23 protein-coding genes and 1 riboswitch are annotated in these 26326 nt (G+C 71.3%); of the genes, 12 read left to right on the forward strand and 11 right to left on the reverse strand.

Going from position 1 to position 26326, the window contains the following annotated elements; genetic code table 11:
• Positions 1-125 precede the first annotated feature (125 nt).
• On the forward strand, positions 126-1190 hold the full coding sequence (locus ACFRAR_RS22825; protein ID WP_380699978.1) for an aldose epimerase family protein: 1065 nt from the start codon (positions 126-128) through the stop codon (positions 1188-1190).
• Between the two features lie 75 nt (positions 1191-1265).
• Here the strand turns inward: ACFRAR_RS22825 and ACFRAR_RS22830 are convergent, their stop codons facing one another.
• Positions 1266-1766 carry a GNAT family N-acetyltransferase gene (locus ACFRAR_RS22830; RefSeq protein WP_380699979.1) on the reverse strand — a complete coding sequence of 167 codons (501 nt, stop codon included), beginning with the start codon at positions 1764-1766 and terminating at the stop codon, positions 1266-1268.
• A gap of 311 nt (positions 1767-2077) precedes the next feature.
• Between ACFRAR_RS22830 and ACFRAR_RS22835 the strand changes: the two genes are divergently transcribed.
• The 5 genes from ACFRAR_RS22835 to ACFRAR_RS22855 all read left to right on the forward strand — a co-directional run bounded on the left by ACFRAR_RS22835 (position 2078) and on the right by ACFRAR_RS22855 (position 8362).
• On the forward strand, positions 2078-3355 hold the full coding sequence (locus ACFRAR_RS22835; RefSeq protein WP_380699980.1) for an extracellular solute-binding protein: 1278 nt from the start codon (positions 2078-2080) through the stop codon (positions 3353-3355).
• A gap of 189 nt (positions 3356-3544) precedes the next feature.
• A complete protein-coding gene (locus ACFRAR_RS22840; protein ID WP_380699981.1) occupies positions 3545-4546 on the forward strand; it encodes a carbohydrate ABC transporter permease in 1002 nt (333 codons plus the stop codon).
• Positions 4547-4586: 40 nt separating this feature from the next.
• Positions 4587-5492 (forward strand): sugar ABC transporter permease, encoded by a 906-nt coding sequence (locus tag ACFRAR_RS22845; protein ID WP_380699982.1) that lies wholly within the window; start codon positions 4587-4589, stop codon positions 5490-5492.
• A gap of 109 nt (positions 5493-5601) precedes the next feature.
• On the forward strand, positions 5602-7317 hold the full coding sequence (locus tag ACFRAR_RS22850; protein WP_380699983.1) for a glycoside hydrolase family 13 protein: 1716 nt from the start codon (positions 5602-5604) through the stop codon (positions 7315-7317).
• A gap of 25 nt (positions 7318-7342) precedes the next feature.
• On the forward strand, positions 7343-8362 hold the full coding sequence (locus tag ACFRAR_RS22855; protein ID WP_380699984.1) for a LacI family DNA-binding transcriptional regulator: 1020 nt from the start codon (positions 7343-7345) through the stop codon (positions 8360-8362).
• 355 nt (positions 8363-8717) lie between these two features.
• On the opposite strand, the gene ACFRAR_RS22860 is transcribed toward ACFRAR_RS22855, so the two are convergent.
• Complete coding sequence (locus ACFRAR_RS22860) at positions 8718-10013, reverse strand: transglycosylase family protein (protein ID WP_380699985.1); 1296 nt, start codon at positions 10011-10013, stop codon at positions 8718-8720.
• A riboswitch (cyclic di-AMP (ydaO/yuaA leader) is annotated at positions 10000-10170 on the reverse strand. Its footprint overlaps the gene before it by 14 nt.
• Positions 10171-10659: 489 nt before the next feature.
• Positions 10660-11613, reverse strand: coding sequence for a sirohydrochlorin chelatase (locus ACFRAR_RS22865; protein ID WP_380699986.1), 954 nt, complete (start codon positions 11611-11613; stop codon positions 10660-10662).
• A gap of 553 nt (positions 11614-12166) precedes the next feature.
• Between ACFRAR_RS22865 and ACFRAR_RS22870 the strand changes: the two genes are divergently transcribed.
• The gene (locus tag ACFRAR_RS22870; RefSeq protein WP_380699987.1) at positions 12167-12430 is read left to right on the forward strand and encodes a DUF397 domain-containing protein; all 264 of its coding nucleotides are present in this window, start codon (positions 12167-12169) and stop codon (positions 12428-12430) included.
• 390 nt (positions 12431-12820) lie between these two features.
• On the opposite strand, the gene ACFRAR_RS22875 is transcribed toward ACFRAR_RS22870, so the two are convergent.
• On the reverse strand, positions 12821-13396 hold the full coding sequence (locus ACFRAR_RS22875) for an ATP-binding protein (RefSeq protein ID WP_380699988.1): 576 nt from the start codon (positions 13394-13396) through the stop codon (positions 12821-12823).
• A gap of 416 nt (positions 13397-13812) precedes the next feature.
• On the opposite strand from ACFRAR_RS22875, the gene ACFRAR_RS22880 reads away from it, so the two are divergent.
• Complete coding sequence (locus ACFRAR_RS22880) at positions 13813-14679, forward strand: helix-turn-helix domain-containing protein (RefSeq protein ID WP_380699989.1); 867 nt, start codon at positions 13813-13815, stop codon at positions 14677-14679.
• 80 nt (positions 14680-14759) lie between these two features.
• Here ACFRAR_RS22880 and ACFRAR_RS22885 read toward each other — a convergent pair whose 3' ends face one another.
• Positions 14760-15365: a TetR/AcrR family transcriptional regulator gene (locus tag ACFRAR_RS22885; RefSeq protein WP_380699990.1), complete on the reverse strand. Its 606-nt coding sequence runs from the start codon at positions 15363-15365 to the stop codon at positions 14760-14762.
• Positions 15366-15599: 234 nt separating this feature from the next.
• A complete protein-coding gene (locus tag ACFRAR_RS22890) occupies positions 15600-17120 on the reverse strand; it encodes an MFS transporter (protein ID WP_380699991.1) in 1521 nt (506 codons plus the stop codon).
• An 87-nt stretch (positions 17121-17207) separates the two neighbouring features.
• On the opposite strand from ACFRAR_RS22890, the gene ACFRAR_RS22895 reads away from it, so the two are divergent.
• Entirely contained in the window at positions 17208-17651 is a 444-nt protein-coding gene (locus ACFRAR_RS22895) for a MarR family winged helix-turn-helix transcriptional regulator (RefSeq protein WP_380699992.1), read from the forward strand.
• A 93-nt stretch (positions 17652-17744) separates the two neighbouring features.
• Here ACFRAR_RS22895 and ACFRAR_RS22900 read toward each other — a convergent pair whose 3' ends face one another.
• The 5 genes from ACFRAR_RS22900 to ACFRAR_RS22920 form a co-directional block, all read right to left on the reverse strand.
• Complete coding sequence (locus ACFRAR_RS22900) at positions 17745-18692, reverse strand: M56 family metallopeptidase (protein ID WP_380699993.1); 948 nt, start codon at positions 18690-18692, stop codon at positions 17745-17747.
• A gap of 155 nt (positions 18693-18847) precedes the next feature.
• A complete protein-coding gene (locus ACFRAR_RS22905; RefSeq protein ID WP_380699994.1) occupies positions 18848-19489 on the reverse strand; it encodes a DUF5134 domain-containing protein in 642 nt (213 codons plus the stop codon).
• Between the two features lie 225 nt (positions 19490-19714).
• Positions 19715-20473, reverse strand: coding sequence for an amino acid ABC transporter ATP-binding protein (locus ACFRAR_RS22910; RefSeq protein ID WP_380699995.1), 759 nt, complete (start codon positions 20471-20473; stop codon positions 19715-19717).
• Positions 20470-21354, reverse strand: a complete 885-nt coding sequence (locus ACFRAR_RS22915; RefSeq protein ID WP_380700001.1) for an amino acid ABC transporter permease — start codon at positions 21352-21354, stop codon at positions 20470-20472. Before ACFRAR_RS22915 ends, ACFRAR_RS22910 begins: the two co-directional genes overlap by 4 nt.
• 89 nt (positions 21355-21443) lie before the next feature.
• Entirely contained in the window at positions 21444-22331 is an 888-nt protein-coding gene (locus tag ACFRAR_RS22920; RefSeq protein ID WP_380699996.1) for an ABC transporter substrate-binding protein, read from the reverse strand.
• A gap of 526 nt (positions 22332-22857) precedes the next feature.
• On the opposite strand from ACFRAR_RS22920, the gene ACFRAR_RS22925 reads away from it, so the two are divergent.
• Genes ACFRAR_RS22925 through ACFRAR_RS22935 form a run of 3 tightly spaced genes read left to right on the forward strand, consistent with a single transcriptional unit; the run spans position 22858 to position 26086 of the window.
• Complete coding sequence (locus ACFRAR_RS22925; protein ID WP_380699997.1) at positions 22858-24258, forward strand: DUF6421 family protein; 1401 nt, start codon at positions 22858-22860, stop codon at positions 24256-24258.
• Entirely contained in the window at positions 24255-25013 is a 759-nt protein-coding gene (locus tag ACFRAR_RS22930) for an SDR family NAD(P)-dependent oxidoreductase (RefSeq protein ID WP_380699998.1), read from the forward strand. The genes ACFRAR_RS22925 and ACFRAR_RS22930 overlap by 4 nt, the downstream gene beginning before the upstream one ends.
• On the forward strand, positions 25010-26086 hold the full coding sequence (locus tag ACFRAR_RS22935; RefSeq protein ID WP_380700002.1) for a threonine aldolase family protein: 1077 nt from the start codon (positions 25010-25012) through the stop codon (positions 26084-26086). The genes ACFRAR_RS22930 and ACFRAR_RS22935 overlap by 4 nt, the downstream gene beginning before the upstream one ends.
• The last annotated feature ends 240 nt before the right edge of the window (positions 26087-26326 follow it).

Here is a 26326-nt window from a genome sequence, read left to right on the forward strand (position 1 = left end):
CGCGGAAGCGCCCCCGCGGCCGCCGCCGTCGCTAGGCTGACCGACACGGGGTTGCCACGGCACCCCTCGACGGACCCGGAACCGGGCGGCCGCAGTGCGACGCCGCCACCAGTGAGGAGCAGGCCATGGCGAGCGAGGCCACCAGCGTGCGGCACGAACCCCTAGACCCCTCGGGCGCCGGCGCCGCGATCGAGCGCTGGACGCTCACGGCCGGCCCGTACGAGGCGAGCGTGCTCACCCTCGGCGCCACCCTGCACACCCTGAGCGCGCCGGACCGCTCCGGCCGCAGCGCCCAACTGCTGCTCGCCACCGACCGGTTGTCCGAGATCCTCGGCCCGGCCCGGCACTACGGCACGGTGGTGGGCCGGTACGCCAACCGGATCGACCGCTCGTCGGTGACCATCGACGGCGAGGAGCACCAGCTCGCCCCGACCGGCGGTGGCGTGACCATCCACGGCGGCCCGGACGGCTTCGCGCACCGGATCTGGGCGGCCGAGCCGGTTGAGGGCGGGGTGCGGCTGGGGCTGCACAGCCCGGACGGGGACCAGGGCTTCCCGGGTGCGCTGGACGTCACCGTCACCTACACCCTGGACGCGGCAGGTGAGCTGGTGATCGACTACCGCGCCGTCACCGGCAAGCCGACCGTCGTCAACCTGACCAACCACGCGTACTTCAACCTCTCGGGTGAAGGTCGCGGCGACGTCCTCGGTCACCTCCTCACCCTGGACGCCGACGCGTACACCCCGGCCGACGAGAGGCAGATCCCGTACGGCCGGATCGAGCCGGTGGCCGGCACGCCGTTCGACTTCACGGTGGCCACGCCGATCGGCAAGTCGGTGCACGACGAGCACCCGCAGCTGACCGGTCCCGGCGGCTACGACCACAACTGGGTGCTGCGCGCCCGGCCGGCCGACGGCAGCCCGGCGCGGGCCGCGCTGCTGGAGGACCCGGTCAGTGGCCGCACCCTGGAGGTGCTGACCACCGAGCCGGGCATCCAGGTCTACACGGCGAACAAGTTCCAGGGCGCGGTCACCGGCGCGAGCGGTGTTCCGTACGGGCCGTTCGCCGGGATCGCGCTGGAGACCCAGCACTTCCCGGACTCCCCGCACCACCCGGCCTTCCCCAGCACGGAGCTGCGGCCGGGGGAGGAGTTCCGCTCGACGACGGTGCTCCGGCTGGGGGCCGTCTAGGGCTGGTCCGGGCCCGGGGTCCGGCCCCGCGATTCGGCCCTGGTCGGCGCCCCGGGGCTGTTCACGCTCCCGGGGTCAGGTCAGGTCCCGGCGCATGCAGAGCCGGGGCCAGCGGTCCAGGCCGTGCTCGGCCTCCTTCCGGCGGATAGCGCGCAGGCCCGGGGTGAGCTCCTCCGGGGCCAGCGGGTGGAAGCCGCAGCGGGCGTAGTAGGGGGCGTTCCAGGGGACGTCGGCGAAGGTGGTGAGGGTGAGGGCGGGGGCGTCGGCGGTCGCGGCGAGGTGCTCGATCAGCGACCGGCCGATGCCCCGGCGGGCGTGGTCGGGGTGCACCGAGACCTGCTCGATGTGCAGGGCGCCGTCCACCGGTTCGGCCAGCAGGTAGCCGGCGACGGTTCCGTCGGGGGCCTCGGCGACCAGGGCGACGCCCCGTTCCAGATAGTGCGCCAGTTCCTCCGGGGCCGGGGGTTCGTCCTCGGCGATCTCCGGCATGCCGATCGCGGTGAAGGGCGCGCCGGCGGCCCGCTCCAGCTCGGTCAGGAGTGGAAGTTCGTCTCTGGTGACGGCTCTGATTCGCATGCGTCCAGTCTGCTGGAGGCGGATTCCGGCCACGCAGGGTGGTTTCGTCGGCCAGGACGGAGAGGGGTGGAATCGGACAAATCGTGATATTCCGCTCCACCGTCAACTACCGTGTGGCAACGTCCAGGACACGCGGGCGTAACGATCCCCATTTCTTGCAGAAACTTGCTGCAAGGACTTTCCGTCGCTCTCGCGCCGCTGTTAACTTCCTTCCCGAGCCCGACGGCAGCAACGGTGCGGTCGGTGCGAGGCAGCCATTATGCGCCTGTCTCCCAACATCTCGGGCACCCCCACCCTCCCAAGGAGTTCTCATGCGGCGTGGCATCGCGGCCTCTGCCCTCGTTGTGGCCCTCGCGGTCTCGATGGCTGCCTGTGGCAGCAGCGGCTCCAGCTCGGACGGCAAGGCCGACGGGCCGGTCACCCTCACGTACTGGGACACGTCGAACGCCACCAACGAGGCCCCGAACTACCAGGAGCTCGTCAAGAAGTTCGAGGCTGCGAACTCGAACATCAAGGTCGACTTCGTCAACGTGCCGTTCGACCAGGCCCAGAACAAGCTCCAGACCGCCATGGGGGCCAAGGGCGCTCCGGATGTGTTCCGCTCCGAGGTCGGCTGGACCGCCGCCTTCGCCAAGGCCGGCTACCTGGAGCCGCTGGACGGCACCCCGGCCGCCGCGGACACCTCCGCCTTCCAGTCGAGCCTGATCCAGCAGGCCAAGTACGAGGGCAAGCTGTACGGCGTGCCGCTGGTGACCGACACCCTCGGCCTGCTCTACAACAAGGAGCTGTTCACCAAGGCGGGCATCACCGAGGCGCCGAAGACCTGGGACGAGCTGAAGGCCGACGCCGCCGCCGTCAAGGAGAAGGCCGGTGTGGACGGCTTCTGGCTGAAGGCCGCGGACGGCTACTACGCGCTGCCGTTCCTCTTCGGTGAGGGCACCGACACCGTCGACGCCGCCGGCAAGAAGATCACCATCACCTCGCCGGAGGCCGTCAAGGCCGTCGAGACGTACAAGACGATGTTCACGTCGCCCGGCACCGCCAAGGCCGACGTCACCACCGACGCCTACGCCCACATGATGGACGCCTTCAACAACGGCAAGGTCGCGGCGATCATCCAGGGCCCCTGGGAGATCACCAACATCTACAAGGGCCCGGCCTTCGCCGACAAGAACAACCTCGGCATCGCCGCCGTCCCGGGCGGTTCCGCGGGCAAGGGTGCCGCTCCCACCGGCGGTCACAACATCTCGGTCTACGCCGGCGCGGACAAGGCCCACAAGGCCGCCGCGGAGAAGTTCGCCGCCTTCATGACCTCGGCCGAGAGCCAGGCGTTCATCGCGCAGAAGAACGCCACCCTGCCCACCCGCTCCGACGCCTTCACCGCCGACGTCAAGGCCGACCCGGGCATTGCCGGCTTCCAGGCCGTGCTGAGCAGCGCCAAGCCGCGCCCCGAGCTGCCCGAGTACAGCTCGCTGCTCTCCTCGCTGAACACCAACCTGGGCAAGGCCCTCCAGGGCACGAGCACCCAGGACGCGCTGAACACCGTCGCCACCGACTACGCCAAGCTCCTGCCGGGCTTCGCCAAGTAGTTCCCGCGCCCGGCCCGCCGACCGGCGGATGACAGCGGGCGGATGACAGCGAACAGATAACAGCAAACAGATTTCATCATCTGTCAGTCGTCAGTTGTTCGCGGTTCGTCGCCGCCTGTCACCCGCCACCACCCCCGGCGGGCCGGGCCGTCGGCTTCCCCCGAGACTTCCCCCGAGAAGGTGCAAACGATGTCAGTCGCCGTGCAGGGCGCCACCGGCAAGGGCAGCCGGGAGCGCGAGCAGCGTCCGGGCCTGCTGGAACGCGTCAAGCGCTCCTATGCCAAGCACTGGTACGCCTACGCGATGATCGCCCCGGTCGTGCTGGTGCTCGGCGTGCTGGTGATCTACCCGCTCGTCGAGGGCGTCTGGCTCACCCTCACCGACGCCAACAGCCTCAACGTCGCCCGCAAGATCGGCGTCAACGAGATCCCGGCGAGCTACGAGTTCGTCGGCTTCCACAACTACGCCGACATCCTCTGGGGCCCCGGCTCGTACGACCGCTTCTGGTCGCACTTCGTCTGGACCATCGCCTGGACGGCCGTCTGCGTCTTCCTGCACTACACCCTCGGCCTCGGCCTCGCCCTGCTGCTCAACCAGAAGATGCGTGGCCGCGCCGCCTACCGGATGCTGCTCATCCTGCCCTGGGCCGTACCGACCTTCGTCACCGTCTTCTCCTGGCGGCTGATGCTCGCCGACGGCGGTGTCGTCAACAGCGTCCTCTCCTTCCTGCACCTGCCCGAGCCCGGCTGGCTCACCGATCCGTGGGCGCAGAAGGCGGCGGCCATCATCGTGAACACCTGGGCCGGCGTGCCGTTCATGATGATCTCGCTGCTCGGCGGCCTCCAGTCGATCCCGGCCGAGCTGTACGAGGCCGCCGAGATGGACGGCGCCACCGCCTGGCAGCGCTTCCGCTACGTCACCCTGCCCGGGCTGCGCTCGGTGTCCTCCACGGTCGTGCTGCTCGGCGTGATCTGGACGTTCAACCAGTTCAACGTCATCTTCCTGCTGTTCGGCACCGGCGCCCCCGACGCCCAACTGCTGGTCACCTGGGCGTACCGGCTCGGCTTCGGCCAGATCCCCCGGGACTACGCGCAGTCCGCCGCCTACGGCGTGATCCTGCTGTCCATCCTGATCGTCTTCACCGCCTTCTACCGGCGCTGGCTCGCCCGCAACGAGCAGGCCAACGGCTGAGGCCCCGGACCCAGTTGACCCACGAAGGCAGGTACCCCCGATGAGCACCACCACCGAACTCCCGGCCCGCGCGGCGACCACCGCCCCGGCCGCCCGGCCCGCCAAGGTCCGCCGCCGGGGCGAGCGCAGCCCGCTGGCCCGGGCGCTGTCCCACGGGATCCTGGTCCTGGCCGGCCTGATCGCGCTGTTCCCGGTCGCGTGGATCCTGTTCGTCTCGCTCGGCCCGGACAAGAACGACTACCTCCACCCCGGCCGGATCCTCGACAAGCTCACGCTGTCGAACTACCAGCACGTGCTGACCGACACCGACTTCTTCACCTGGTTCGGCAACGCCGTGCTGGTCTCCGGCGTCACCACCGTGTTCGGCGTGCTCGCCGCCGCCACCACCGGCTACGCCGTCTCCCGGATGAAGTTCCCCGGGCACAAGCCGCTGATGTGGTCGCTGCTGGTCACCCAGATGTTCCCGATCGCGGTGCTGATCGTGCCGATGTACACGATGCTCTCCGAACTCGGCCTGCTGGACAGCTACACCGGCCTGATCCTGGTCTACACGACCACCACCGTGCCCTACTGCGCCTGGCTGCTGAAGGGCTACTTCGACACCATCCCGGTGGAGATCGACGAGGCCGGCCGGGTCGACGGGCTGACCCCGTTCGGCACCTTCTGGCGGCTGATCCTGCCGCTCGCCCGACCGGGTCTGGCGGTGGCGGCCTTCTATTCCTTCCTCACCTACTGGGCGGAGGTGCCGTTCGCCTCCACCTTCATGCTCAGCTCCGACAAGTACACCCTGGCCGTGGGCCTCCAGACCTTCGTCAGCGAGCACGACGCCCAGTGGAACCTGATGGCCGCGACCGCCGTACTGATCGCGATCCCGTCCGCGGCCTTCTTCTACCTGGTGCAGCGCCACCTGGTCACCGGCCTGACCGCCGGCGCCTCCAAGTCCTGACCCGCCGCTGATTCGTACCACGGCCCCACGCCGCGTCGCGCCGCCGCAACGTCACGCGACCCAACGTCCCAGCGCCTTCCGCTCCTCTAGTCCCCAAGGGATACCGTCCATGACCCAGAACCTGGCCGACACCTCCCGGCCTGCCGCCGACACCGCTCACGAGGCGGCCGCCCTGGCTTCTGTGACTGGCAGCGCGTCCAGAGACTGGTGGCGGGACGCGGTCATCTACCAGGTGTACCCGCGCAGCTTCGCCGACTCCAACGGCGACGGCATGGGAGACCTGCCCGGCGTCCGCGGCCGCCTGCCCTACCTGCGCGACCTCGGCGTGGACGCGGTCTGGCTCTCGCCGTTCTACGCCTCGCCGCAGGCGGACGCCGGCTACGACGTCGCCGACTACCGGGCAGTGGACCCGATGTTCGGCACCCTGCTGGACGCCGACGCCCTCATCCGGGACGCCCACGACCTGGGCCTGCGGATCATCGTCGACCTCGTCCCCAACCACTCCTCGGACCAGCACGAGTGGTTCCAGCGCGCCCTGCGCGAGGGCCCCGGCTCCGCGCTGCGCGACCGCTACCACTTCCGCCCCGGCAAGGGCGAGCAGGGCGAACTGCCGCCCAACGACTGGGAGTCCATCTTCGGCGGCCCGGCCTGGACCCGCACCGAGAACCCGGACGGCACCCCCGGCGACTGGTACCTGCACCTGTTCGCCCCGGAGCAGCCCGACTTCGACTGGGAGAACCCGGCGGTCGCCGACGAGTTCCGCTCGATCCTGCGGTTCTGGCTCGACATGGGCGTGGACGGCTTCCGGATCGACGTCGCCCACGGCCTGGTCAAGGCCCCCGGCCTGCCCGACCTCGGCGGCGCCGACCAGCTCAAGCTGCTCGGCAACGACGTCATGCCGTTCTTCGACCAGGACGGCGTGCACGAGATCTACCGCAGCTGGCGGACGATCCTCGACGAGTACCCGGGGCAGCGGATCGGCGTCGCCGAGGCCTGGACCCCGACCGTCCAGCGCACCGCCAACTACGTCCGCCCCGACGAGCTGCACCAGGCCTTCAACTTCCAGTACCTGGGCACCGATTGGAACGCCGCCGCGCTGCGCGAGGTGATCGACCTCTCGCTCGACTCGATGCGCCCGGTCGACGCCCCCACCACCTGGGTGCTGTCCAACCACGACGTCACCCGGCACGCCACCCGGTTCGCCAACGAGCCCGGCCTCGGCACCCAGATCCGCACGCCCGGTGACCGCCCGCTGGGCCTGCGCAGGGCCCGCGCCGCCACCCTGCTCATGCTCGCGCTGCCCGGCTCGGCCTACGTCTACCAGGGCGAGGAGCTCGGCCTGCCGGACGTCACCGACCTGCCCGACGAGGTCCGCCAGGACCCGTCCTTCTTCCGGCAGGCCGGACAGGACGGCTACCGCGACGGCTGCCGCGTCCCGATCCCGTGGTCCGGCACCGAGGCCCCGTACGGCTTCGGACCGGTGGCCGGCGGGCCGTCCTGGCTGCCGCAGCCGGCCGAGTGGGCCGAACTGAGCGTCGAGGCGCAGACCGACGACCCGAACTCCACCCTGGAGCTCTACCGCAGCGCACTGGCCGTCCGCCGGGCGCAGCCCGATCTCGGCGCCGGCACCGAAGTCGAGTGGCTGGACAGTGCCGAGGGCACCCTGGTGTTCCGCCGCGGCTCCTTCGTGTGCACCGTGAACACCTCCGCGGAGCCGGTGCGGATCGCGGCCCCGGGCACGCTGCTGCTGGCCTCGACCGACCTCGTGGTGGACGGCGGCGAGACGGTGCTCGCTCCGGACAGCACCGGCTGGTGGGCGGTCTGACGTGGTTGGAATAGGCTCTGGGACCGTGACTACGGCGCGACTCTCAGACATCGCGGCACAGGCGGGGGTCAGCGAAGCCACCGTCTCCCGCGTACTCAACGGCAAGGCGAACGTTTCCGCCGCCACCCGGCAGACCGTGCTGGCGGCCCTCGACGTGCTCGGCTACGAGCGGCCGACCCGGCTGCGCCAGCGCAGCGCGGGGCTGATCGGCCTGATCACGCCGGAGCTGAGCAACCCGATCTTCCCCGCGCTGGCGCAGGTGATCGAACAGGTGCTCAGCCGACACGGCTACACCCCGGTGCTGTGCACCCAGACACCGGGCGGCTCCACCGAGGACGAACTGGTGGAGATGCTGGTGGACCGGGGCGTGGCGGGCATCGTCTTCGTCTCCGGGCTGCACGCGGACACCACCGCCGACCACGACCGCTACGCCCGGCTGGCCGGGCGCGGGGTACCGTTCGTGCTGATCAACGGCTACAGCGAGAAGATCGACGCGCCGTTCATCTCGCCGGACGACCGGGCCGCGATGTGGATGGCCGTCCAGCACCTGGCCGAACTCGGGCACGTGCGGATCGGGCTGGCCGTCGGCCAGCGCCGGTACGTGCCGGTGCTGCGCAAGATCGAGGGCTTCACGGCGGCGATGCGCGAGGTGCTCGGGCACGGCCGGGAGGACGCCGAGAACCTCGTCCACCACACGCTGTTCAGCGTGGAGGGCGGGCACGCGGCGGCCGGTGCGCTGCTCGACAAGGGCTGTACCGCGATCGTCTGCGGAAGCGACATGATGGCGCTCGGGGCGATCCGGGCGGTGCGGCAGCGCGGGCTGTCGGTGCCGCAGGACGTGTCGGTGGTCGGCTTCGACGACTCGCCGCTGATCGCCTTCACCGAGCCGCCGTTGACCACGATCCGGCAGCCGGTCGAGTCGATGGCCACGGCGGCGGTGGACGCGCTGCTGGAGGAGGTCGGCGGGAACGCCGCCCAGCGCAGTGAGTTCATGTTCCAGCCGGAGCTGGTGATGCGCGGGTCCACCGGGGCCTGCGCGCGCTGAGCGCCGGCCGTCGCGGCCGCCGCGTCGGACGGACGGGCCCCGGAGGGCGGTTGCTCTCCGGGGCCCGTCGGCGTGCCTGGGGCCGGCCGCCGTGGGCGGCGGGTCGCTCAGCCCTCCTGGGTGGTCGGACGGAACCGCCGGGTGGCTGGGCGCGGGGACGTGCAGGGGGAACGACGGAACCCCCGGGGAGAGCGACCAGACTCTCCCCGGGGGTGGCGGGTGGTCAGCGTTCGGGCGGTGGCTGACGGCTGACGGAGAACAGATGACAGGTGACAGATGTTGAAATCTGTTATCTGTTATCCGTCATCTGTTCCTCGTCGGCCGTCACCGCGCGCCCGTCGGCCGTTCGCCGTCCTCAGACCCGGCCGGCGAAGTGCGGGGCCCAGTTGGTGATGCTCTGCTCGCGGACGCCCGAGCTCGGGTTGGCGGCCTCGACGTACTTGCCGTTGCCGACGTAGATCGCGACGTGGTAGACGCCGGAGTCCTTGCCGTTGTTGGACCAGAACAGCAGGTCGCCCGGCTGGAGGCTGTCCAGCGAGACGTGGGTGCTGGCGGCGGCCTGGTCGGCGGCGACGCGCGGCACCGAGATTCCCGCGGCGCGCAGCGCGGCCTGGGTCAGGCCGGAGCAGTCCCAGCCGCCGTTGCCGGTGCCGCCGTACACGTACGCCTGACCGACCTTCGACTCGGCGAAGGCGACCGCGGCGGCCATGCTGCCGGTGGCGGCCGGAGCCTGGGTCTGGGGCTTGGCCTGGGGCTGCGCCGGTGCCGGAGACGGGGTCTGCGGGGCGGGCTTGGCGGCCGGCTTGGTGGCGGGGGCCTGGGGCCGCGCGGTCGGCTGGGCGTTCACGGCACCGCCGTTCGCGGGCTTTCCGTCGGTGGACAGGTGCTGGCCGGGGTAGATGGTGTCCGGGCCCTCGGTCAGGGTGCCGCGGTTGAGGTCGTACAGCCGCTGCCAGCCGCCCTGCACGTTGTGCTGGTCGGCGATCGAGGACAGCCAGTCGCCCTCGACCACGGTGTAGTCGCCGCCCTGGGCCTGCTGCTGACGCTTCTGGACCCAGTTGCTCGCGGCGGAGCCGGAGGCGGCCTGGGCGCCGTCCTGGGCGGGCGCGGCGGGCTTGGCGGCCGGTGCCGGGGTCTGCGGGGCGGGCTTGACGGCCGGAGCGGCGGGCTTCGCGCTCTGGGCGGGCTTGGTGGTGGCCGAACCGGCGGTCGAACCGGCGGTCGAGCCCGCCGAGGTGTCCACCGACGCGGCGGCGCCGCCCTTGGTCAGACCGGCCTTGACGGAGCAGACCGGCCAGGCGCCCGGGCCCTGCGAGGCGAGGACCTTCTCGGCGACGGCGATCTGCTGGCCCTTGGTGGCCAGGTCGGCGCGCGCGGCGTAGGCGGTGCCGCCGAAGGCGGACCAGGTGCTGGAGGTGAACTGGAGACCGCCGTAGAAACCGTTGCCGGTGTTGATGCTCCAGTTGCCGCCGCTCTCGCACTGGGCGACCTTGTCCCAGGTGGCGACGGTGGCCGCGGAGGCGGTGCCGGAGGTGAGGCACGGGACGGTGAGTCCGACGCCCGCGACGCCGAGGGCGGCGATCACGCGGCGGGCGCGACTGGACGGGCTGGTGCCGTTGGTGGGCAGCATGAAGACGCGGTCCTCTCCCACGCCTGCGAGGTGAGCTGTCGGATTCGGGCTGGAGTTGCCCGGCCGCGCGGTGAGCGCGGCTTCACCCCTAGCCCTGGACCGTTCCGGGGATCGGTCCGGGGCGACTTACCTGTGGGTCCCCCGCTCCTGCCGTGGTGCGTTCTGGCGCTGCCAGGACATCCGACGGCAGGACTCGGCGTCGCGGATGAACCGGGTTCGTGTGGTCACGAACGGAGAGCACGTTAATCAGACTCAAGTTCAAACTGCAAACCTTGTGATACGCGTCACGGTTTAGTGGAAACCGCCAAAAGCCTGCTCTTTCAAGATCGTAAATGATCGTTTTCCGGCAATCCCGTTGAGGAACTCGACAACTGGCTCTGCTTCAGCGGCAACGTGACGGGGCGTCGAGGCGGTCCGTGGGGCGCCGCGGAAGGAGTCGGGGCGATGGCGATCCGGGAGCCCGGGCGCATGCGGCCTATTTCCTTTCAAATAGCGCCAGAACGGACATTCCGCTTCGTTGCCGCCCGACTTCCGAGCCGCACGGAATGCCCGGAAATGGAAAGGCGATGAGGGGCGGAGAGAGGCCGCGAGCGGGACAGGACGAAGGGCCCGGAGCGCGAACCGCTCCAGGCCCTTCGGTGCGCGCGAACCGGCGCGCGGTGTCGACTTACTGCCCGGCGTACCCCTCGGCGGCCGCGTGGGCGCCGCGAGCGCCCTCCGTGACCCCCTCGGCCCCGGCGGCGGCCGCCGCCTCGGCCCGGGCGAGGTCCTCCGGGGACGGCGCGGGCAGTGCGGCCAGGTAGGTGGAGGCGATCAGCTGGCCGACCGACGGGTACGCGCCCAGCGGCGCGGCCGACGGGCAGCCGGTCTCCTCGGCGGCGGTGGCGAGCAGCTCGGAGTCCGCCTCCGGGCCGATCACCAGCGGGGCCAGCGCCGGGCGCTGCGAGCCGGTGTCCTTGAGGTGGTTGACGGCCGCGGCCACCGAGCCGGGCACGTCGAGTGCCGCGGCGACGACCGGCACGGCCAGTCGGGCGGCCAGCAGCACGCCGGTGATGCCGGCCGCGGCGGCCGCGTCCTCGCCGCCGACGGTGGTCAGCACCACGCCGTCCGCGGCGGTCGCGATGGCGAACAGCCGGGCGCGGTCGGCGCGGGCCAGTCCGGCCTCGGACAGTCGGACGTGCACGGCCTCGGCCAGCAGCGGGTGCGGGCCCAGCGGGTCGGTGACGGGCGCGCCGTACTCGGCGGCGAGCGCGTGAAGCTCGGTCAGGAAGGTGTGCGGGCCCGGCACCAGGGGCACCAGGATCGGCATCGGCATCCCGGTCTCGGCGGCCAGCGCCAGCAGCTCGGCCACCGTGCGCTCCTCGCTGTCGGCGGCCTCGGAGCCGTTGCCCGGGAGGTAGCCGACCGCGGTCCGGACGCCGTTCTGCTCGGTGCGGACGATCGAGAGCAGCTCCTCGACGACCGAACGGGACTCGGGCCCGGCGGTCGCGGGCACGGCGAGCACCAGGGCCGGGGCGCCGGCCGGGATCTCGGGGCGCTCAGGACGACGGTGGCGCCCCCGCGCACGGGAGCCTGGAGTACGGACGGGCAGTGGCGCGCCCGGGATGGCTGCGGTGCTCATGCCGGAGATCGTAGGACATCGCCCCGTCCGGCTTGCAGTCGGCTGCCGTACGGGTTTCGCGCGGTCGTGGTGCGGACTCGGTGCGTCTCCGCCACCGTTCAGGCGCTTTGCCTACAATCCGGACATTCCTCGTCCAACTCGGCGTGGACCGTCACGGTCCTGACGCCATCCGAGGCGGCGGGCGTTGCAGCCGTGGCGCGTGAGATGTCTCACAGCCGCGGCGGCGCTTGACGGAGGGTCACGGGGGTGCGACTCCCGGCGCTCGAAGATCAACATTCAGCGGGGAGGCGCTCACGGCCGGTTATCGCGAGCCCGACGATTCCATGGGCTATGTCCGTTTACGTACGGTCAGGGGAAGGGTCCGTGAAGAGTTCGAGGCCGCGAATGAAAGGCCTCGTGCACCTGCACTGTCCCGTGCTGATGCACGTGCACTGCGGCTATCATCACGTCAAGTGAGGCGTTGTGCCGGGCCGGTACGGGGCCGGTCCGTTCGTTCGGCGGTGCCGGGGGCGCCGCGCTGGACGACAACTCCGGAGCTCTTCGGGAGATTTCTATGCACGACTCGCAGGACACGCACGGCTCGTACGACACCTACAACGGGATGGCCGCCGCCGATCTCCGAGGGGTGGTCTGGCAGAAGAGCCTGCACAGCAACTCGCAGGGCAACTGCGTCGAGTTCGCGGCCCTGCCGGGCGGCGATGTGGCGATGCGCAACTCGCGGTTCCCGGACGGTCCGGCGCTCATCTACACCAGGGCCGAGATCGCCGCCCTGCTGCTGGGGGCGAAGGACGGGGAGTTCGACCACCTGGCGGTCTGACCGACCGCCGTGCTCCATCATCGGGGGGCCGTCGTGGGTGCCGACACCGCGACGGCCTTTGTCTTTTGCCCGTCGCCAGTTTTCTGTCCCTCGTCCGTCCGCTTCCGCCCGGCCGTTCCGGTGGACCGGACGGCCCGCGGGGCCGCGGCGTGGCAAGGGCTTCGGCGGGGCCTGGTGGAAGGGCCCGGGGTGTGGTCCTCCCGGGGCTTCCTCGACCTGCCGCGCGCCGTCCGCCACGGAGCCTGACCCGGACGCAGGGCCGCTCCTGGTCGCAGGTCCTGACCCGACCGTACGTCCCGCCCCGATCGCAGATGCCGACCCGGCCATGACACCTGTCCGGCCATGAGATCCGACCCGGGGGCGGGGCCCGGCTCGGGCGCCGTGTCGGTCCTAGGCCGAGCGCCGATGCCGTCCGCCGGCGTCGACCGGGCCGTCGAGAGGTGAGCGACCGCCGAGCTCCAGGTGACCGTCCAGCGGGGAGCCGCCGACCGTCTCCGCCTCGAACATCGCCCAGACCACCTTGCCGCTGCCCAGCGGGTGCCAGCCCCACGAGCGGCTGAACGACTCCACCAGGTGCAGTCCGCGGCCCGATTCGGCGACGAAGTCGGCCTCCCGGGCGATCGGCCCGAGGCTGCTCGGATCGCTCACCGCGCAGACCACCTGGGGCGCGCGGTGCACCAGGCTTATTCGGATCGGCAGCCGGCCCTCCGGGGTCGGCTGTATGGGAAAGTCGTACTCGCCCTGGGCGCCGCCCGACGGGTCGGGCCGTGCGCCGATCGCATGCCGGAGCGCGTTGGTCACGAGTTCCGAGGCCACCAGCGCGACGTCGTCGAACAGTTCCGTCAGGCCCCAGTGCTGGAGCGTGGTCCGAGCGAAGTCGCGCGCGGTTCTGACGGCTTCGAAGCGAGGAGCGAGCGTACAGGTGACCACATGGGGGTCAACCGCCAAAGCCGTACCGGTGCTCATGAAGAGCTCCTCCCATAAGGGGGCGGACACGGCTGGACCCGCCGGGGTCATGCCGGTCACCTCCGACTCGCTCGGCCGCTCGGCCGCCCCTCGACCAGGCGCGCGCGCACTCGAACGCCCGATGACGCGGGGACGTCGTCGGGTCGGTGCACGGAGTCGCGCGTGGGGTCGACGCGGAGCCCGCGGGATTGCCAGGGATGTGCAGGTGCACGTGCACCATGGTGGTGTGCGCTCACTGCAGATGCAAGAGTCGATTCACGTGCAGTCGCACTATTGGCATATGCAAGCGCCGGATGCACGTGCATCCTGGTGCATGGAGTGGAGAACTGATAGGAACATCCGTCAGTATCGGCACCGTGAGCGCTCAACTGATGGCAGACTGTGCGCTGTTTGCCCTAGGTGGAGGTTTCGACCGCATGACCACAGTTCAGCCGGGCGGCGGCTCGATGGTCCGCCGGATCCTCCTCGGCTCGCAGTTGCGGCGCCTACGTGAGGCGCGCGGCATCACCCGCGAGGACGCCGGGTACGCGATCCGGGCCTCCGAGTCCAAGATCAGCCGCATGGAGCTCGGCCGCGTCAGCTTCAAGGAGCGCGATGTCGCCGACCTGCTCAGCCTGTACGGCGTGGACGACGGCATGGAGCGGGAAGCCCTGCTCGGCCTGGTCCGCGAGGCCAACAAGTCCGGCTGGTGGCACAGCTTCAACGACGTGCTGCCGGGCTGGTTCCAGACCTACGTCGGCCTGGAGGAGGCCGCCCAGCTGATCCGCACCTACGAGGTGCAGTTCATCCCCGGACTGCTCCAGTCCGAGGAGTACGCACGGGCGGTTTTCGGCCAGAGTCGGCCGGTCGTCAGCGAGGACGAGGTGGAGCGCCGGGTCAGCCTCCGGCTGCGCCGCCAGAAGCTGCTCACCGAGGGCGCCAGCCCGCGTCTGTGGGCGGTCATCGACGAGGCCGCGCTGCGCCGGCCGGTCGGCGGGCCCAAGGTGATGCGCGGTCAGGTGCAGTACCTGATCGACGTCGCGGAGCAGGCCAACGTGGTGATCCAGGTCATGCCGTTCCGCTTCGGCGCGCACGCGGGCGAGTCCGGGGCGTTCACGATCCTGCGCTTCCCGGAGCAGGACCTCGCGGACGTGGTCTACCTGGAGCAGCTCACCAGCGCGCTCTACCTGGACAAGCGGGACGACGTGGACGCCTACATCCAGGTCATGGAGCGGCTCTGCGTGGACAGTCTCACGCCCGAGCGCACCATCGACCTGCTCGCCTCGATCCTGAAGGAACGCTGAGCCGCTGCCGTCGGGAGCCTGTGAGACCCCCTCCCTCGCGAGGCCCCTCGGCAGCCGGTCGCCAGGCCGCCCACCCGCCGTCAGCCGCGGGCCGGCGGCCTTTCGCGTTCCGGCGGGCCCGGCTGCGGCGGGAGGCCCAGCTCCCAGTCCAGGTCGTAGCGGCGGAAGAGGTCGGCCCGGATCGGCGCCAGCGGGATCTCGGCGCCCGGCAGCAGCACTCCGATGCAGCCCCCCATCAGCGCGCTGCGCAGCACCGCGTGCTCGGCGATCGGATCGGGTGCGCCCCAGTCGCGCAGCAGGCCCTGGAGGATGGCGCCGAGCTGCTGCTGCTCGGGGTCCTGGACGAAGGCGCCGGTGTCCGGGTCGAGGATCAGCGCCAGGTGCGAGCGCATCACCCGGGGGTGGTCCATCGCCAGTCCGAGGACGGTGTCGATCGCCCGGGCCAGCCGGGCTTCGGGGGAGGAGCCGGGCGCCAGTTCCGCCAGCGCGACGGACAGCGACTGGTGCATCATCCGGTGCGTCGCGGACTGCATCAGCAGCCGTTTTCCGTCGAAGTAGTACGAGAGCAGTCCGCGGGCGAGCCCGGCCCGCTCGGCGATGTCGGTCAGCGTGGTGCCCGCGTAGCCGTACCGGTCGACCAGCTCGACGGTGGCCCGCATGATGCGCCGGCGGGAGCGTTGCCGCATCTCCTCATTGACCGAATCCCCGCGAGGTGCCATCGTGTCTGCTCCGAACGTTCGTTGGCTCCAGGCCAATATACTTGCGGAGCCGACAGCCGCACCGGGGAACCGTGCCCCGACGGGCGCTGCCCGGGCGGCGGCCGCCACGAAGACGGCCGGCTCCACCAACACGGGGGTTTGGTGGAGCCGGCACCATGGCCCGGAGGCCCGGAGGCCGCACGTGGGCTGCGGGGGCCTTCGTCAGCGCTTGACCAGGACCTCGGCCCGGGCCGGGGCCGCGGTCGACTCGTCCGACGGGCCATCATGGTTCGTCACCCGCACGGGAGTTGCGTTCCGGCGCCGGTCCACCACGGCACCCGCCGCCGCGACCACCAGGCCGACCAAGGCGACCACCGTGACGAGCAGCAGGGCCGGACGGTAGCCGTCCAGCTGGGCCTGCGGGCTGTCGCCGCCCGCGCTGCCGGCCGTGATCATCGCGGTCGCCCCGGCCAGCACCACCGCGGTGCCGACCTGGATCGCGGTGTTCACCAGACCCGAGGCCAGGCCCTGCTCCTCGTCGGACACGCCGTCGGTGGCGGCGATGTTCACCGAGGGGAAGGCGAACGCGAAGCCCACGCCGAGCAGCAGCATCGAGGGCAGCACCAGGCCGAGGTACGAGCTGTGCTCGTCCAGCCGCAGGAACAGCGCGAACGCGGCGACCAGTGAGAGCAGACCGACCGGCAGCAGCCGCCCGGTGCCGAAGCGGTCCACGATCGGGCCCATGAAGGGTGCCGACAGCGCGATGAACGCCCCGGCCGGGAGCAGCCCGAGGGCCATCTCCAGCGCCGACCAGCCGAGCAGGTGCTGGAGGTAGAGGGTGACCACGAACTGGAACCCGCCGTACGCGCCGGTCATCGCGAAGGCGACCACGTTGGCCCGGGCGACCGAGCCGTTGCGGAAGATGCCGAGCCGGACCAACGGGTGTGCGGTGCGGCTCTCCACCAGCAGGAAGGCGGCGGCCAGCACGGCGACGACGAGCAGTGAGCCGAGGGTGCGCAGGCTCAGCCAGCCGGCGCCCTGGGCCTCGGTCACGGTGAAGACCAGCAGCAGCACGGTCGAGGTGCCGGTGATCGCGCCCAGGATGTCGTAGCCGCCCTTGGCGCGCTCCTCGACCGGGCGGGGGAGCAGTCGGACCGCGAAGAGCAGGGCGAGCAGGGCGACCGGGACGGGCATCAGGAAGGTCCAGCGCCAGCCGACCGAGGTGAGCAGTCCGCTGAGTACCAGGCCGAGGGAGAAGCCGCTGGCGCCGCAGGTGGTGTAGATCGACAGCGCGCGGTTGCGGGCCGGGCCCTCCGCGAAGGTCGTGGTGATGATCGACAGGCCGGCCGGAGCGGTGAAGGCGGCGCTGACGCCCTTGAGGAAGCGGGCCGCTATCAGCAGTCCGCCGTCGTCGACCAGGCCGCCGACCAGCGAGGCGGCGGCGAAGACGCCCAGGGCCACCAGGAACACCCGGCGGCGGCCGAGCAGGTCGGCGGCGCGCCCGCCGAGCAGCAGCAGTCCGCCGTAGCCGAGAACATAGCCGGAGACCACCCATTGCAGGGCCGAGGTGGACAGGTGCAGGTCGGAGCCGATGGAGGGGAGTGCGACGCCCACCATGGAGACGTCCAGGGCGTCCAGGAACATGGCGGCGCAGAGCACGATCAGGGTGCCCCAGAGGCGGGGAGTCCAGTGCGGCCCGGTGGTTGACGTGGCGTCATGGGGCGTGACGGTCGCGGTGGTCATGGGGAGCACAGTACATGCGTGTGCATTCAATGCAAGTGAATTAAATGTTAACGCAATAATTGCCGATGCATATGCTAGGGTGGCGGCGTGGCTGAACTCGACTCCCCGGCGGAAGCCGGTCTTGTTGCGCAGTGGCGCGAGCTGCTGGCTCGGCATGCCTCCGCCGCCTGCACGCTCGATCGCGAGCTGGGCGAGCGGTACGGGCTGGGCATGAGCGAGTTCGAGGTGCTGGAGCGTCTCGTCGAGGGGTGCAGGGGCGACGGGTACGCCGTGCGGGTCGCCGAGCTGGCCCCGACCGTCCATCTGAGCCAGAGCGCGCTCTCGCGGCTGATCGCCCGGCTGGAGAAGGCCGGACTGGTCGTCCGCGCGATGTGCGAGAACGACCGGCGGGGTGTCCAGCTCACCCTGACCGAGGCCGGCCGGGAGCGCTACGAGCAGGCCAGGCCGCTCCACCGTGAAGTGCTGGCGCTGACCCTCGGTGGCGGCCTCGGTGGCGGACTCGGTCGGGCCTGCGAGACCCCCTCGGGCTGACGGGACCCGGCCGATGACCCCCGGCCGGCGGACCTTGGTCGACGACCTGACTGATTGGTCGTCAAGTGTGCGGCGCTGGGCGCGGAATCGGACTCAGATCAGCGAGTGCAGGCCTGGAGCTGCTGCCAGCAGGACGACCACTGCGGGCGTGGCGAGTGCCGCGACGGTGAGCCGCAGCCGGTGCGGAACGGAGAGTCGCGGTCGGCCCGCGAGCAGCCGGTCGACCCGCTTCGGGGACTGTGCCAGGCCGGGCGGACAGGAGCCGAACACCCCCCGGTCCAGGTTGAGTTCGGCCAGTGCGAGGGCGGTGGTGTGCCGGCCGTGCCGGCGGGCGGCCCGGTCGTCGGCGGCCAGCTCGACCAGCTCCGCCACCTGGTTCCGGAAGGCGCTGAACACGCCGACCCCGGGGAAGCCGGAGGCGAGGGCCTGGGCGAACTGCTGGAGCCAGTGGTGGCGGGCCCGCACGTGGCCGCGTTCGTGGCTCAGCACGGCCGCCAGTTCCCGGTCGGTCAACTGCTGGAGGGCGCCGGTGGTGACCACCAGCCGGGAGTCCGGTCCGGGCAGCGACCATGCTTCCGGGCGGACGTTCTCCAGCACCACCAGCCGTTCCCGGCGGCTGCGGGCGGTCTCGATGCTTCCGGGCAACTCCGGTGCCCGGGTCGCCAGTTGGGCGTGCCGCCGATGGCGCAGGGCCTTGGCCGTCCGGACCTCCCGGGTGAGCGCCAGCACCGTCTGCAGCCCGCCGGCCGCGAGCACCGCGGCGCACAGCCGACCCCAGCCCTCGGCGTCCTGGAGGCCGTACGCCGCCTCGACGCCGTGCGGCGCGCCCGCGAACACCAGCGCGCGCAGCTCCGGCAGGGCGGCGGAAGCGGCCAGCAGCAGGGCAAGTGCGCAGCAGAGCAGCACCGCCACCACCAGGCACTGCCACACCAGCAGGGCCAGCACCGGTTCGCGCTCCGCCCAGCGGGCCCGGGTCAGCAGCCTGGGCGAGACGGTCGAGAGCAGCAGTCCGAGCAGCAGCAGGCCGAGCAGGGCGGGCATCGATGGGCTCCCCGAGTACGCACGGAGCGCGACAGCGCGCTCCCGGCCAACCTACGTGCTGGCGAGGTCCGGTGGAACGGCTTTCGACGGGCCAGTGACCAACGCCACGCCCGGGTGGGGGTCTTGGGGTGCCGGCCGGGCGTGGCGGGTGGTCGTCACATGGTCAGGAGCATGGCGAACATGCCGATGCCCATGGCGAGCCGGCAGGCCTGCGGCAGGCCGGCGGTGCCCAGCGCGAGGGCGCCCGTCGGGGTGCGCAGCAGTCGGCTGCCGGTCCACAGGGCGTACCCGCCGAAGTAGACGAGGAGGGTACCGGTCAGCACCGGCAGGCCCAGGGAGGCGGCGTGGTGGTGGTCACCGCCGGAGGCGGCTGCCATCGCGATGGCCATGTACGTCATGGCGAGTGCACCGACCGCGTGGTGCAGTCGGTGCACCCGGCCGGCCGGGGCGTGGGCGGCGGCGAACAGGAAGGCGGTCGCGGGAAGGGCGAAGAGTCCGGCCCAGACGGTGGCCGGAACGGTGGCGCCGGTGACGGCCATCGCGGCCATCCCGAGGCCCATCAGGGCCTCGGCGGCGTCGGACTCGCGGGCGAGCGCAGGGTGCGCGCCGCCCGGGGTGCAGGGGGAGTGGCGCAGCCGGATCAGGCAGGAGGCTCCGGCGCCGGTGGTGAGGAGGGCGAGGAGCCAGTTGACCAGGGCGGGTCCGTGCAACGGCGGCCTCCCGGGGCGGTGGGCGCGGAGGGCGGCGAACGGCGAACAGGTGTCAGTGAACAGCGAACAGATGATGAAATCTGTCATCTGTCATCTGTCATCTGTTCGCTGTCGGCTGTCCGCCGCCCTCTCGTACGCGGCGACGGACGTCCGGTCCCACGATCACCGCACCCGGCCGGATGCGGCCAGGGCGCGTACAGGGGCGCACGGTGGTGCCCGTCGTTGTGAAATCCTCGGCCGCACACCGGGTCGCACGCCCCTGTAGCCCCGTCGCCCCGCCCACCCCGGCCGGCGGCCCGACCGGTCGAAGGCTCAGCCCTGGAGCCGACCCGAGGCGACCACCCGGCCGAGGAACTGCCGGGTCCGTTCCTCCTGCGGGTCGCCGAACACCTGCTCAGGCGGCCCCTGTTCGAGCACCACCCCACCGTCCAGGAAACAGACCCGGTCGGCGACCTCGCGGGCGAAGCCCATCTCATGGGTGGAGATGACCATCGTCATCCCCTGCTCCTTGAGGTCCCGCACCACCGACAGCACCTCACCGACCAGCACCGGGTCGAGCGCCGCGGTGATCTCGTCCAGGAGCAGCAGCCGGGGCCCGGTGGCCAGCGCGCGCACGATGGCGACCCGCTGCTGCTGTCCGCCGGAGAGGCGGTCCGGGTACTCCTTCGCCTTGGCCGCCAGCCCGAGCCGGTCCAGCAGCTCCAGTGCCCGCGCCTCCGCCTCGGCCCGGGCGACCCGGTGCACCCGGCGCGGGGCGAGCGTGATGTTCTCCAGCACCGTCAGGTGCGGGAACAGGTTGTACGACTGGAACACCACACCGATCCGGCGCCGCACGGCGTCCTCGTCCGCGCGCGGATCGGTGATCTCCTCGCCGTCCAGGAAGATCGCTCCGTCGTCGATCCCCTCCAGCAGGTTGACGCACCGCATCAGCGTGGACTTGCCCGAGCCGGACGCCCCGATCAGCGCCGTCACCGAGTGCTCGGCCACACCGAGGTCCACGTCGCGCAGCACCAGCTGGCTGCCGAAGGTCTTGCGCACCGACTCCAGCCGGAGCACCTCGTTCGACGTCACACCGCACCTCCCTGGAGCTGGCGGCGGTTCATCCGGCCGGTCAGCCAGTCGGCGAACCGGGTCAGCGGAATGGTCAGCACGATGAACACCAGCCCGGCCACCAGGTACGGGGTGAAGTTGAAGGACCGGGACGCGATGATCTTCGCCGCGTACACCGCGTCGATCGCGCCGCCGATCGAGACCAGGCCGGTGTCCTTCTGGAGGCTCACCAGGTTGTTGAGCAGCGGCGGCACCACCCGCCGGACGGCCTGCGGCAGCACCACGTACCGCATCGCCTGCGCGTTGGTGAGCCCCAGCGATCGCGCCGCGGCCCGCTGGCTCGGGTGCACCGACTCGATGCCGGAGCGGAACACCTCCGACACGTACGCCGAGTACGTGAGCACCAGCGCGGCGCCGCCCAGCAGCAGCGGATCAGTGGTCACCCCGGTCAGCCGGAGCGCGGGGACCCCGGTGATCATCACCAGCAGGCAGATGATCATCGGCAGCCCGAGGAAGAAGTCCACGTACGCGGTGGCCAGCAGCCGCACCGGCAGGAAGACCGGCCCACACAGGGTCCGCAGCACCGCCAGCAGCAGCCCGAACAGCAGGATCAGCACCCCGCAGCCGAGCATCAGCTCCAGGTTGAGCCGCAGCCCCTTCAGCACCTCGGGCAGCGCCTGGCGGGCGTAGTCGAGGTTGAAGAAGGTCCGTCGAGTCACCTCCCAGCCAGGGGAGTTGACGACCAGGAGATAGAGGACGGTCGCCGTCGCCAGGGTCGACGCGGCGGCGATCAGCGCCGAGCGGCGGGCCCGGTCCCGCCGGTACGCCTCGTGCGCCAGCCGCCGCTCGGACGGGTGGTAGTCGTCCTGGGCCACCGGCGCGAGCGACTTGGCCGGCCCCACCGCCGCGGGACCCGGTCCGTCCCCGCCCGCCGCGGCGCCCGTCGCACGGCCCGGGACGTCCCCGCCCGTCTCGGGACTCAGCTCTGTGCTCACTTCAGCACCGGTGCCGAGACGGCGTCGGACAGCCACTGCTTCTCCAGCTTCGCCAGCGTGCCGTCGGCGCGCAGCGCGTCCACCGCCTGCGAGACGCAGCCCGTCAGCTTGGAGCCCTTGTCCAGCACCAGGCCGAACTGCTCGGCCTTGGCCGTCGTCTCGAACTGACCGACCACCTGGGCCTCCGGCACCTCGGCGCCGGTGATGTAGAAGGCGGTCGGCAGGTCCACCACCAGGGCCTCGACCTGGCCGTTCTTCAGCGCGGCCTTGGCCAGGTCGTTGGAGTCGAAGACGGCCGGCCGGGTGCTCGGCTTGATGGTGTCGGTGATGGTGTCCAGGCTCGTGGTGCCGACCTGGGCGCCGAGCTTGGCGTCCTTGAGGTCGGCGATGCTCTTGGCGTTCGCCGCCTTGGAGTTCTTCAGCGCGATGACGGCCTGGCGCACGTCGTAGTAGCCGGAGGAGAAGTCCACCGCCTGCTTGCGCTCGTCGCTGATGGACACCTGGTTGAGGTCGAAGTCGAAGTCCTTGGCGCCCGGGGCGGTCGCCTTGTTGAACGGCGCGACCACCCAGCTGACCTTCTCCTTCGGGTAGCCCAGCTTCTCCGCCACCGCGTAGGCCACGGCGGATTCGAAGCCCTTGCCGTTCTCCGGCTTGTCGTCGGAGAACCACGGGTCGTAGGCGGGCTTGTCGGTACCGACGGTGAGCGTCCCGGCGGTGCGCGTCGCCAGCGCCCCGGGCGCGCAGCTCGTCGCCGACCCGGCTGCGCCCGGAGCGCCGGAAGCGGCGTCGGACTTCGAGTCCTGCGGCGCGCAGGCGGTCAGCGCGGCCGCGGCGGCGACCAGCGCGGCGAGGGGCAGTACGACGGACGGCTTGCGGATGGTCATGGCGGGGCTCCAGGGAAGGACCGGCGGGACGGGAACAGAGGGGAGGGCGCGGGAGGGCCGTGGTCGGCGGCCCGCAGCCCGGCGGGTCACTTCCCCCCGGTGGCGGTGCCGGAACACACGCGGCATGGTCGGCGTACGGGCCCGCGTCCGCGGCGCCCCCCGAGCCGGATCGGCAGCGGCCGAAGCGGCGGCCGGTCAACAGCAGCGGCGACAGCGGCAGCGGAGGCCGCGCGCGCGACAGCGACGGCCGACCTGCCGACGGGAGGGCACCCGGAAGGGGTTGTCGTGGCATTCGGCCACCGTGATCACCGCCGGGAGCATGCCGGGAGGTTCGCATCAGAACGGCACATCTGTCCAGAACCTCCAGATCACTGTCCACATGCCGGACAACCCCCTTCCCGCCGAAGGATTCGGCGCCGAAGCGGCGGCGCGCCGGAACTTTGTCGGCCATGCCCCCCTTGAACGGGAGAACCTTTCGTACTTATGGTGTTCCCGTTGAAATAACTCCTGTCGAAGTGAGTCCACGATGCAGAATCTTTCGCCAAGGCTCGCTGTGGCGGCCGACGCCCCGGTCCCGACCCTCGCCGGCCACCCGGCCTGGCTGCGCCTGAAGGAGGCCGTCGAGACGCTGCGCCCGCTCCAGTCCAAGGACGGCTCGATCGACCTGTCCGCTGTCCAGCGGCACACCGTCGACCCGCTGGTCGCCACCGTCCGCGCCGCCATCGAGGAGCTCGCTCCGAACTTCCCGCACGACGCCGCCTACCTGGCCGCCGTCGACGCGGACCTCGCCAAGTGGGCCGACACCGGCTACCGCGAGCCCGACTTCCTGGACTCGCTGCTCGCCTTCCACCCCGCCGACCAGCGCGAGGACGGGCTGGAGCACCTGGTCGTGTTCCCGATGTACACCCAGAACGGCAACCCGGACCGCAACCTGGAAGCCGTCCTGCTGACCGTCGTGTGGCCCGACTGGCTGGCCGAGCTCGAGCGCACTCGCTTCGACAACCCGATGTTCGTGCCGATCACCTTCACGGACTTCACCGCCGGCTACGACACCAACTCCGCCGTGCTCTTCCCCGAGACGGTCGCCGTGCGCAAGGCGCCGGAACGTTTCACCTGGGGCGGCATCTTCTGCGACCGCGAGGCCGCCCGCTTCCGCGCCGTCTCCACCAGCGCCGTCCAGCAGCTCGGCCTGGAGATCCCGGCCGACGCCGAGGGCCTGCTCCAGGACCAGCAGCGCGCGCAGGAGACCTTCGTCCTGTGGGACCTGATCCACGACCGCACCCACAGCCACGGCGACCTGCCGTTCGACCCCTTCATGATCAAGCAGCGCAGCCCGTTCTGGATGTACGGCCTGGAGGAGCTCCGCTGCGACCTCACCACCTTCAAGGAGGCGGTGCAGCTGGAGGCCGAGGGCAACCCGCACGCCCGCGACGTCCAGTACGCGGTCCTCTTCGACCGCCTGTTCCGCTTCCCGGTCTCCGGCGACCGGGTGCGCAACTACGACGGCATGGGCGGCCAGCTGCTCTTCGCCTACCTGCACAAGCACGACGCGCTGCGCTGGCGCGACAACCGCCTCAGCATCGACTGGGAGCGTGCCCCGAAGGTCACCAACGCGCTCTGCGCCGAGATCGAGACCCTGTACCGCGACGGCATCGACCGGCCGAAGTCGGCCCACTGGATCGCCGCCTACGAGCTGGTCTCCCGCTACCTCACCCCGCACCCGGCCTCCACCTGGGCGAAGGGCCCCGAGGCCCTGCCGCTGGACATCACCGACGGCAAGGCCCTCAACAAGGCCCTGTGCGACGCCGTGGTCCCGGACGAGTTCCCGCTGAGCATGTTCTACGAGGCCCTCAACAAGAAGCTGAGCGGCGTCATCGCCGCCACCGCCGGCATCACCGGCGCCGGGACCCAGGGAGTCGCCGCGTGACCACCTCCACCAACGCCCCGCTCGCCGGCAAGGTCATCGCCGTCGCCGGAGCCAGCGGCCCGGCCGGCCGCGCCGTGCTGCGCCGCCTCACCGCCGACGGCGCCACCGTGATCGGCGCCGACATCGACGCCCAGCGCCTGGAGTCCGCGCTGGACGCCACCCGGGTGGCCGTCCGCGGAGCGAAGGTCAGCGGCCAGGTGATCGACCTGCTCGACCCGCAGGAGGTCCACGACTGGGCCGACCACCTGGAGTCCGAGCACGGCCACGTCGACGGCCTGTTCCACCTGGTCGGCGGCTGGCGCGGCGGCAAGACCTTCTTCGACACCCGGCTGGACGACTGGGACTTCCTGCACGACACCGTCGTGCGCACCCTCCAGCACACCTCGCTCGCCTTCCAGCCCGCGCTGGTCCGCAGCTCCGCCGGCCGCTACGCGATGATCTCCGCCGCGGCCGCGCACAAGCCCACCGCCGGCGGCGCCGCCTACGCCGCCGCCAAGGCCGCCACCGAGGCGTGGACCCTCGCCATGGCCGACTCCTTCAAGAAGGAGACCACCGCCCCCGACGGCGAGCCCACCGCCGCGGCTGCGATCCTGGTCATCAAGGCGCTGGTCAGCCCGGAGATGCGGGCGGAGAAGCCGGAGGCGAAGTTCGCCGGTTTCACCGACACGGCCGACCTCGCCGGACACCTGGCGGGCCTCTGGGACCGCCCCGCAGCAGAACTGAACGGACAGCACCTGTGGCTGACAGCTCGATGACCGACCTCACCCGTACGGACGCGGTACGGCGGCACGACCCCGCCGTCCGCGGCTTCGCCAGCGACAACTACGCGGGCGTGCACCCCGAGGTCCTCGCCGCGATCGCCCTCGCCAACGGTGGCCACCAGGTCGCCTACGGCGAGGACGACTACACGGCACACCTGCAGGACGTTTTCCGCCGCCACTTCGGCGAGAAGGCGGAGGCCTACCCGGTCTTCAACGGCACCGGCGCCAACGTGGTGGCCCTCCAATCGCTGCTCCCGCGCTGGGGCGCGGTGGTCTGCGCCCAGACGGCCCACATCCACGTGGACGAGGGCGGCGCCCCGGAGAAGATGGGCGGCATCAAGCTGCTCACCGTCCCCACTCCGGACGGCAAGCTCACCCCCGAACTCCTCGACCAGGAGGCCTTTGGCTTCGGTGACGAGCACCGCGCGCAGCCGCTCGCGGTCTCCATCACCCAGAGCACCGAGCTCGGCACCCTCTACACCGTCGACGAGATCCGCGCGATCACCGAGCACGCCCACCAGCTGGGCATGCTCGTCCACGTGGACGGCTCCCGGCTCGCCAACGCCGCCGCCTCGCTCGGCCAGCCGCTGCGCGCCTTCACCACCGATGTCGGCGTCGACGTGCTGTCCTTCGGCGGGACGAAGAACGGCCTGCTGTTCGGCGAGGTCGTGGTGGTGCTCAACCCCGAGCGGGTGCGCAACATCAAGTACCTGCGCAAGACCTCGATGCAGCTCGCCTCGAAGATGCGCTTCGCCTCGGTCCAGTTCGAGGCGTTGCTCTCCGACGACCTGTACCTGCGCAACGCCGGCCACGCCAACGCGATGGCCCGCCGCCTGGAGGCCGCGGTCCGCGAGATCGACGGCATCGAGCTGGTCCGCCCGGTCCAGGCGAACGCGGTGTTCGCGATCCTTCCGCGCGAGGTGAGCGAGCGGCTCCAGAAGCGCTACCGCTTCTACTTCTGGAACGAGCACACCGGAGAGGTGCGCTGGATGTGCTCCTTCGACACCACGGAGGCCGACATCGACGCCTTCGTGGAGGCCATCGTCGAAGAGATGGGCCGTGCCTGACGGTGCCGGAACAAGATCGTCCCGTCCTGCGAGAGCAGGGCGGGACGATTTGCATGTGGCGGGCCGGTGCCCGTACAGTTCCGGAGTCGCCGCGGGAGACCGGGGCGGACAAAGCGGAAAGCAAATCCGATGAATGAAACTCCGGAAAACGGAGCGGAAAGCGTCTGGTAAGCTGGAAACACGAAAGAACGAAGCCCGGAGGGCCTGCTGGAAGGCAGTCCGAAGGAAGCGTCCGTTCCT

It is taken from the genome of Kitasatospora sp. NPDC056651, from assembly GCF_042792155.1.
Classification (GTDB): Bacteria; Actinomycetota; Actinomycetes; order Streptomycetales; family Streptomycetaceae; genus Kitasatospora.